This window comes from Kitasatospora sp. NPDC054768 (genome assembly GCF_053612025.1).
Map to the genome: position 1 here is coordinate 1 of NZ_JBSHBN010000280.1, position 6193 is coordinate 6193.

At 73.0% G+C, this 6193-nt stretch carries 4 protein-coding genes; 1 reads left to right on the plus strand and 3 read right to left on the minus strand.

Annotated features, from left to right (window positions below; all coding sequences use genetic code 11):
* Positions 1-192: 192 nt before the first annotated feature.
* The 3 genes from ACWGKU_RS40015 to ACWGKU_RS40025 form a co-directional block, all read right to left on the minus strand.
* Positions 193-1824: a purple acid phosphatase family protein gene (locus ACWGKU_RS40015; RefSeq protein ID WP_452180838.1), complete on the minus strand. Its 1632-nt coding sequence runs from the start codon at positions 1822-1824 to the stop codon at positions 193-195.
* Between the two features lie 93 nt (positions 1825-1917).
* Positions 1918-2898, minus strand: coding sequence for an SAM-dependent methyltransferase (locus tag ACWGKU_RS40020; RefSeq protein WP_401051356.1), 981 nt, complete (start codon positions 2896-2898; stop codon positions 1918-1920).
* 60 nt (positions 2899-2958) lie between these two features.
* Positions 2959-4311 carry an MFS transporter gene (locus ACWGKU_RS40025; RefSeq protein WP_401051353.1) on the minus strand — a complete coding sequence of 451 codons (1353 nt, stop codon included), beginning with the start codon at positions 4309-4311 and terminating at the stop codon, positions 2959-2961.
* Between the two features lie 160 nt (positions 4312-4471).
* Here ACWGKU_RS40025 and ACWGKU_RS40030 point away from each other — a divergent pair, with 160 nt between their 5' ends.
* Entirely contained in the window at positions 4472-6079 is a 1608-nt protein-coding gene (locus ACWGKU_RS40030; RefSeq protein WP_452180837.1) for an alpha/beta hydrolase, read from the plus strand.
* Positions 6080-6193: the final 114 nt, after the last annotated feature.

Consider the following 6193-nt stretch of genomic DNA (forward strand, 5'->3'; position numbering starts at 1 on the left):
GGGGGGCGCCGGCGGCCGGGGCCCCCCGCACGCCCGGCGGGCGGGGCGGGGGGGGGCCGCCGCCCCCCCGCCCCCCGCGGGCCCGGCCGGCCCCGCCCCAGCGCCGCGGCTGGTGGGACGTGCTCACCGGCCTGTTCCGGCGCTGAGCCGGCTGCCCGGCGCTGAGCCGCCCGGCGCCGGGCCACGCGGCCGTCAGCCGTCGCGCCCGTCGGTCCGGCGCCGGTACAGGGTGAAGGTGTCCACCGGGGTGAGGTCCCCGTGGGGTCCGTCGAAGGTGTAGTAGGTGACCTTCATGGTGGTCGTGCCGCCGCGCCGGTCGCCCGGGTCGACCTCGAAGGCCGCGAAGCCGTGGGCGTGGGTGCGGTCCTGGACGGCGGCCCAGGGCGCGTCCTCGGTGACCCAGACCGACTCCCGGTAGGGCGCGCCCGGCTTCGGGTCCTCCAGCCCGACGACCACCCGGCCCTTGGGCTTCTCGAAGAGGTCGTCCTGCGTGGTGGCGGCGTTGCCGCCGGCCCCGATGATCATGTGGACGGTGCCCCGCCCGGTGTCGACGAGGTCGGTGCGGGTGTCGGTCGGCACCGGGGTGCGGGTGTCGTTGGGCAGGGTGCCGCGGACGGGGTGGGAGCGCTCGTAGTAGTGCTCGTGGCCGCACACCACCAGGTCGACCCCGTAGGCGTCGAACAGCGGGCCCCAGGTCTCGCGGAGGCCGAGGTCGCTGCCGGAGCCGTGCATCGAGCTGGAGATCATCGGGTGGTGCATGCAGACCACGATCCAGTCGATCGCCCGGTTGCCCCGGGCCGCCCGCAGCTCCCGCTCCAGCCAGCGCCGTTGGGCTCCTCCTGAGTAGCCGCGCAGGTAGACGTCACCGGAGTTCTGGATGGCCTCGTCGTCGTTGGCGAGGCTGATGAAGCGCACCGAGCCGACGGTGAAGGCGTACCACATGCCCCGGGTCTCCTCGTCGGAGGAGGCCGAGGAATCGGGGAGGGTGAAGTAGGCCTGGTAGCCGGTCGCGCCGATCGGGCCGTTGCCGCCCTCGTTCTCGTGGTTGCCGACGCAGGGCATCCAGGGCCGCAGCCGGGTGGAGCGGCTGTTGCTGATGAACCAGTCGGCCCAGGTCGCGGTGCGGCTCTGGCCGTGGCGGCCGGCGTAGGAGGAGTAGCAGAGGTCGCCGTTGATGAGGTTGAACAGCGGCCCGACGCGTTCGACGGCGGCGACGATGTCGGCGGAGGCCGCGGTGCCGACCTGGCTGCTCATGAACACGGGGTACTTGCCGAGCGGGGAGGGCATGCCGTCGGGGAAGGTGATCCGGCGGCGGAGGTTGGGCGCGGCCTGGTCCCCGAAGCTCGTGAAGGTGAAGGGGGTTCGGCCGCGCGGGGCGGTGGTGAAGGTGCCGGTCTCGGCGTTGGCGCCGTCGTGGCCGGCGCTGTAGAGGTAGGTGGTGCCCGGGCGCAGCCCGGTGAGCCGCGCGTGGTGGACGTACACCTCGACCTTGTCGATCGAGTCCCGGTAGGTACGGGTCTCGGCCTGGACGACCCGGCCGAGGCCGCCGTCCGGTGAGCCGTACCGCACCTGTGGTCGGCGCACGGACTGCGGGGTGAGCCAGGAGACGGTCATCTCCGTACTGGCGTCGGTGCCGAACTGCAGGTGCAGCCCGGTCACCGAGGCCGTTCCGGCGCGGTGCGGGGTGGTCTGCAGGAGCGGACCGGCGGGCGCGTCGTCGGCCGGCTGGGCGGCCGCGGGTTGCGCGGCCGCCGTCCCTGCCGCCACGAGGGCGGCTCCGGCCGCCGAGGTGCCCTTGAGGATGGACCTGCGTGCAATGGTCATGAAATCTCCGCCTGCCGAGTGGGGGGTTCGACGGGCAGTCACTTTAATGACATGAGCACGTAAAGACGATCGTTTTGACAGGGAAGGATCCGACTATGCCTTGCGGCCGACTCCCCCGTACACCGAGACCGTGTCCCCTCCCGGGGTCGGGACCTCGGCGAGCTCCGGGTGCCAGTGGTTGATCAGGACCACCCCCGGATCGTCCAACTCCAGCCCGGCGAAGAAGAGTTCGACGCGCTCGCGCGAGCGGAAGTGAAGCGTGATCCCGGCCTCCTCGTACCGGCGGGCGGCGGCCGCGCTGCGCTCCGGCGCGATGTCGGCCGTCCCCGCGGACAGCGCGAGGAAGCTGCCGGCGGGCAGGGCGTCCAGGATCTTGCGGACGGGCGGGTGCGCGGCCTCGTCGGAGAGGAAGTGGACGATGTTGATGAGCGTCAGGGCGACCGGCTCGCGGAGGTCCAGGGTGCCGGCCACCGCCGGGTCGGCGAGGAACCGCTCCGGTTCGCGCAGGTCGCCCTGGACGTAGGCGGTGCGGCCCTCGGGGGTGCTGGTGAGCAGGGCGCGCGAGTGGGCGAGCACGATCGGGTCGTTGTCGACGTAGACCACGCGGCAGGCCGGGTCGACGGACTGCACGATCTCGTGCAGATTGGGCGCGGTCGGAATGCCGGTGCCGACGTCCAGGAACTGGCGCACGCCGTGCACCTCGGCGAGCCGGCGCACCATCCGGTGCATCACGGCGCGGGCCGCGGTGGCGTCCGCGCGCACGCCGGGCAGGTCGGCCAGGACGCGGTCGCCGACCTCGCGGTCCGCGGGGAAGTTGGTCTTGCCGCCGAGCAGGTAGTCGTAGACCCGGGCCGAGTGCGCCCGGTCGGTGCGCAGGTCCACCTGCGGCGGCTCCTCGAACCCGGGCTCGGTCAGCCAGCTCTCCGACAGGCCGGTCCCCGGCGGACGGTCGTAGGACCCCCAGTCGTCCGAACCCCAGTCGTCCGGACCACCGACACCCGGACCGGCGTCCGATGTTCCGGCGTCCCGTCCGGCAGTGTCCGGTATGTCCGCAGCCGATGCGTCGGCACCCATGCTCCGCCCTCCCCGATCAGCAATGGTCCGGACCACTCAACCACAGTGGATGACTGTCCGTCAGGCGGTTCCCGGTGTCCGCTGAACCGAGGCTTCCGCGCCCCGCACGGCCGCGGCGAAGGACGGCACCTTCATCGCCGTCAGCAGCGCGAGGGCCGGGCCGGCCGTGCAGACGGTGACGTATCCGGGGATCAGGCCCAGCAGATGACGGCCGTTCAGCCACTCGGCGAGCAGCGGGAAGGTGCCGCCGAACGCGGCGATGGTGGTCGCGTTGACCACGCCGAGGCCGACCGCCCGCACCTCGGTCGGGAACAGCAGCCCGGTGAAGACGTTGAGCGTGCCGAGCACCGTGGCCACCAGCATCCCCAGCAGCACGGCGACGACCTGGAACGGCAGCCAGCCCTGGCGCAGCCCGGCGAGCAGGATGCCGACCATCGGGATCGGCAGACCGAAGCCGATCCGGGCGACCGGCAGCAGGCCGAAGCGGTCGGCGGCGACGCCGGTGAGCAGCATGGTGGCCAGCACCACGACGAGCACCACCGTCATGAAGGAGGCCGCCTCCTCCTTGCCGACCACGTGGTAGGCGGCGGCGTACTGCGGCAGGTACGCCAGCGCGAAGTAGTAACCGACCGTCCCCCCGAGGGTGTTGAGGAAGACGGTGAGCACCGCCCAGCGGTGCTCGCGCAGCGTCCGCACGAACGGCGGGCGGGCGGTGCGCCGCGCGCGCTCCCGGGTGCGGCGGAACTCCGCGCTCTCCGGCGCCCACCGCCGTACCCAGACGGCGGCCAGCCCGAGCAGTGCGGCGACCGCGAAGCCCAGGCGCCAACCACCGTTCTCCAGACCGGACTTGCCGATGGTGTGGATCAGCACGGTGAGCACCCCGAAGGAGAGCAGCGAGCCGAGGACGATCCCGCCGTAGGAGATCGAGCTGAACGCGAAGCGGTGCCGCGGCGGGGCGGTCTCGGTCACGTACGCGGCCACGCTCGGCGCCTCCCCGCCGAAGGCGAGCCCCTGCACCACCCGGGCGAGCACGGCCAGCAGTGCCGCCCAGACCCCGATGGCCTGTTGGCCGGGGATCACGGCGATGCCCAGGCTGGCGGCGGCGATCACCGCCATGCCGAGGCTCAGCGCGAAGCGCCGTCCCCTGGTGTCGCTGAGGCGCCCGATCAGGAAGGAGCCGACCGGCCGGGCGACGAAGCCCACCGCGAAGGTGACGTACGCGCCGAGCACGCCGCTGACGCCGTGCTTGCCGTGCCCGAAGAGGTCCGCCGCGAAGTAGGGCGCGAGGACGGCGTAGATGCTCCAGTCGAAGGACTCGACCACTGATCCGACCGTCGCCGCGGCCAACTCCCTCCGCCGGCCACCGACTTCCGCCTGCTCACGGAGCGGGGCCACCGCACTGCTTTCTGTCATGACCTCAGCATGGCATCGTTCGGCGCCCCGCGGAATCACCCCTCGCGCCCGGCGGACGGCATCACCCCCGACCACCGCGGGAGCGGCGCCGTGCGGAGAACTCCGAGAATCCCATGTGACCGATGTGACAGGCAGGTGATATTCCTGTGCCGTGCATTTCATGATCACCAGGAATCCGCGGCGCATCCTGCCCGCCGCCGCAGCAGCCGTCGCCACCGCAGCCCTGCTGGCCGGCTGCACCGGCGGGAGCGGCACGGCCGCCGCGCCCGCGACCACCGCGGCCCCCGCCGGCGCGACGCCGACGGCCACCCCGACGCCCACCCCGACCGTCAAGCCCACCGGTGCCGCCGACCCGGCGCTCAAGGCCTTCTACGGCCAGCAGCTCGCCTGGGGCCCCTGCGCGAAGGACCCGCAGAACAAGGAGGACATCTCAGCGCTCCAGTGCGCCGCCCTCAAGGTCCCGCTCGACTACACCGCCCCGGCCGCCGGCACCCTGGACGTCGCCGTGGTCCGCAACCCGGCCACCAAGCCCGACCAGCGGATCGGCTCGCTGCTGCTCAACCCCGGCGGCCCGGGCGGCTCCGGCGTCCAGATGGTCACCTACGACCCCAAGGGCCTCGACGGCCCGCTGCACGACCGCTACGACATCGTCGGCTTCGACCCGCGCGGCACCGGCGGCACCAGCCCGCTCAACTGCCTGGACGACCGGGCCCGGGACGCCTGGCTCAACACCGACCAGGCCGGCGACGACCACGGCAAGCAGCTCGCCGACGCCTGCCAGGCCAAGTACGCACAGGTCCTGCCCTTCGTCGGCACCCGCAACACCGCCCGGGACATGGACGTGCTGCGCGCCGCCCTCGGCGACCAGAAGCTCAGCTACCTCGGCATGTCCTACGGCACCTACCTCGGCTCGCTCTACACCGAGGAGTTCCCGGACCGGGTCGGCCGGCTCGTCCTGGACGGCGCCACCTCTGCCTCCACCTCGCTGATCCAGCACAACATCGAGCAGTCGGCCGGCTTCGAGCGGGCGCTGAAGGCCTTCGCCGCGGACTGCGTCACCAAGGACGCGTGCCCGCTCGGCAAGGACGCCGACCAGGCCCCGCAGAAGCTCGCCGCCTTCCTCGACGGACTCAAGGACAAGCCGCTCAGGACGGAGAAGGGCCGCACCCTGACCTCCAGCGCGGCCTGGACCGGCGTGCTCAGCCGGCTCTACGGCGGCGAGAAGGCCTGGAACGGCCTGCGCAACTCCATCGGCTGGGCGATGGTGCGCGGCAAGGGCGACTACCTGCTCGACCTCGCCGACGGCTACAACGGCCGTGACGAAGAAGGCCGTTACGGCCCGTCGGCGGACGCCTACACCGCCATCCACTGCGCCGACGGCGCCACCGACGCCCCGGCCGGGGAGCAGTTGCAGGCCGCGCTGACCGACCTCGCCGCCAAGGCCCCGCTGGTCGGCAAGCACGACCCGATGGCCTCGCTGTTCGACCCGGACTGCCGGATCTGGCCGTTCCGCGCGACCGAGAAGCCGCACGTGATCAAGTCGGCCGCCACCACCCCGATCGTGGTCGTCGGCACCACCGGGGACCCGGCCACCCCGTACGCCTGGGCCGAGAAGCTCACCGCCGAACTCGGCAACGCCGTCCTGATCAGCCGCGACGGCGAGGGCCACACCGGCTACGGCGCGAGCAAGTGCGTCCGCGCCTCGGTGGACGCGTTCCTGCTGGACGGCACCGTCCCGGCCACGGGCATCCACTGCCCGACGGACTGACCGCGGGCCTGCTCCACCGGCGGCGCCGGGCTCACGGGCCCCGCGCCGCCGCCGGTCCCCCGACCCCGCCCGGCGGACGGGACACGGTGGCAGGGCGCGGAGTCCAGGACACGG

Bases quoted from the DNA above. Each gene is read 5' to 3' on its own strand.
- ACWGKU_RS40015 (WP_452180838.1), bottom strand. From the start codon at position 1,824: ATGACCATTGCACGCAGGTCCATCCTCAAGGGCACCTCGGCGGCCGGA.
- ACWGKU_RS40020 (WP_401051356.1), bottom strand. From the start codon at position 2,898: ATGGGTGCCGACGCATCGGCTGCGGACATACCGGACACTGCCGGACGG.
- ACWGKU_RS40025 (WP_401051353.1), bottom strand. From the start codon at position 4,311: ATGACAGAAAGCAGTGCGGTGGCCCCGCTCCGTGAGCAGGCGGAAGTC.
- ACWGKU_RS40030 (WP_452180837.1), top strand. From the start codon at position 4,472: ATGATCACCAGGAATCCGCGGCGCATCCTGCCCGCCGCCGCAGCAGCC.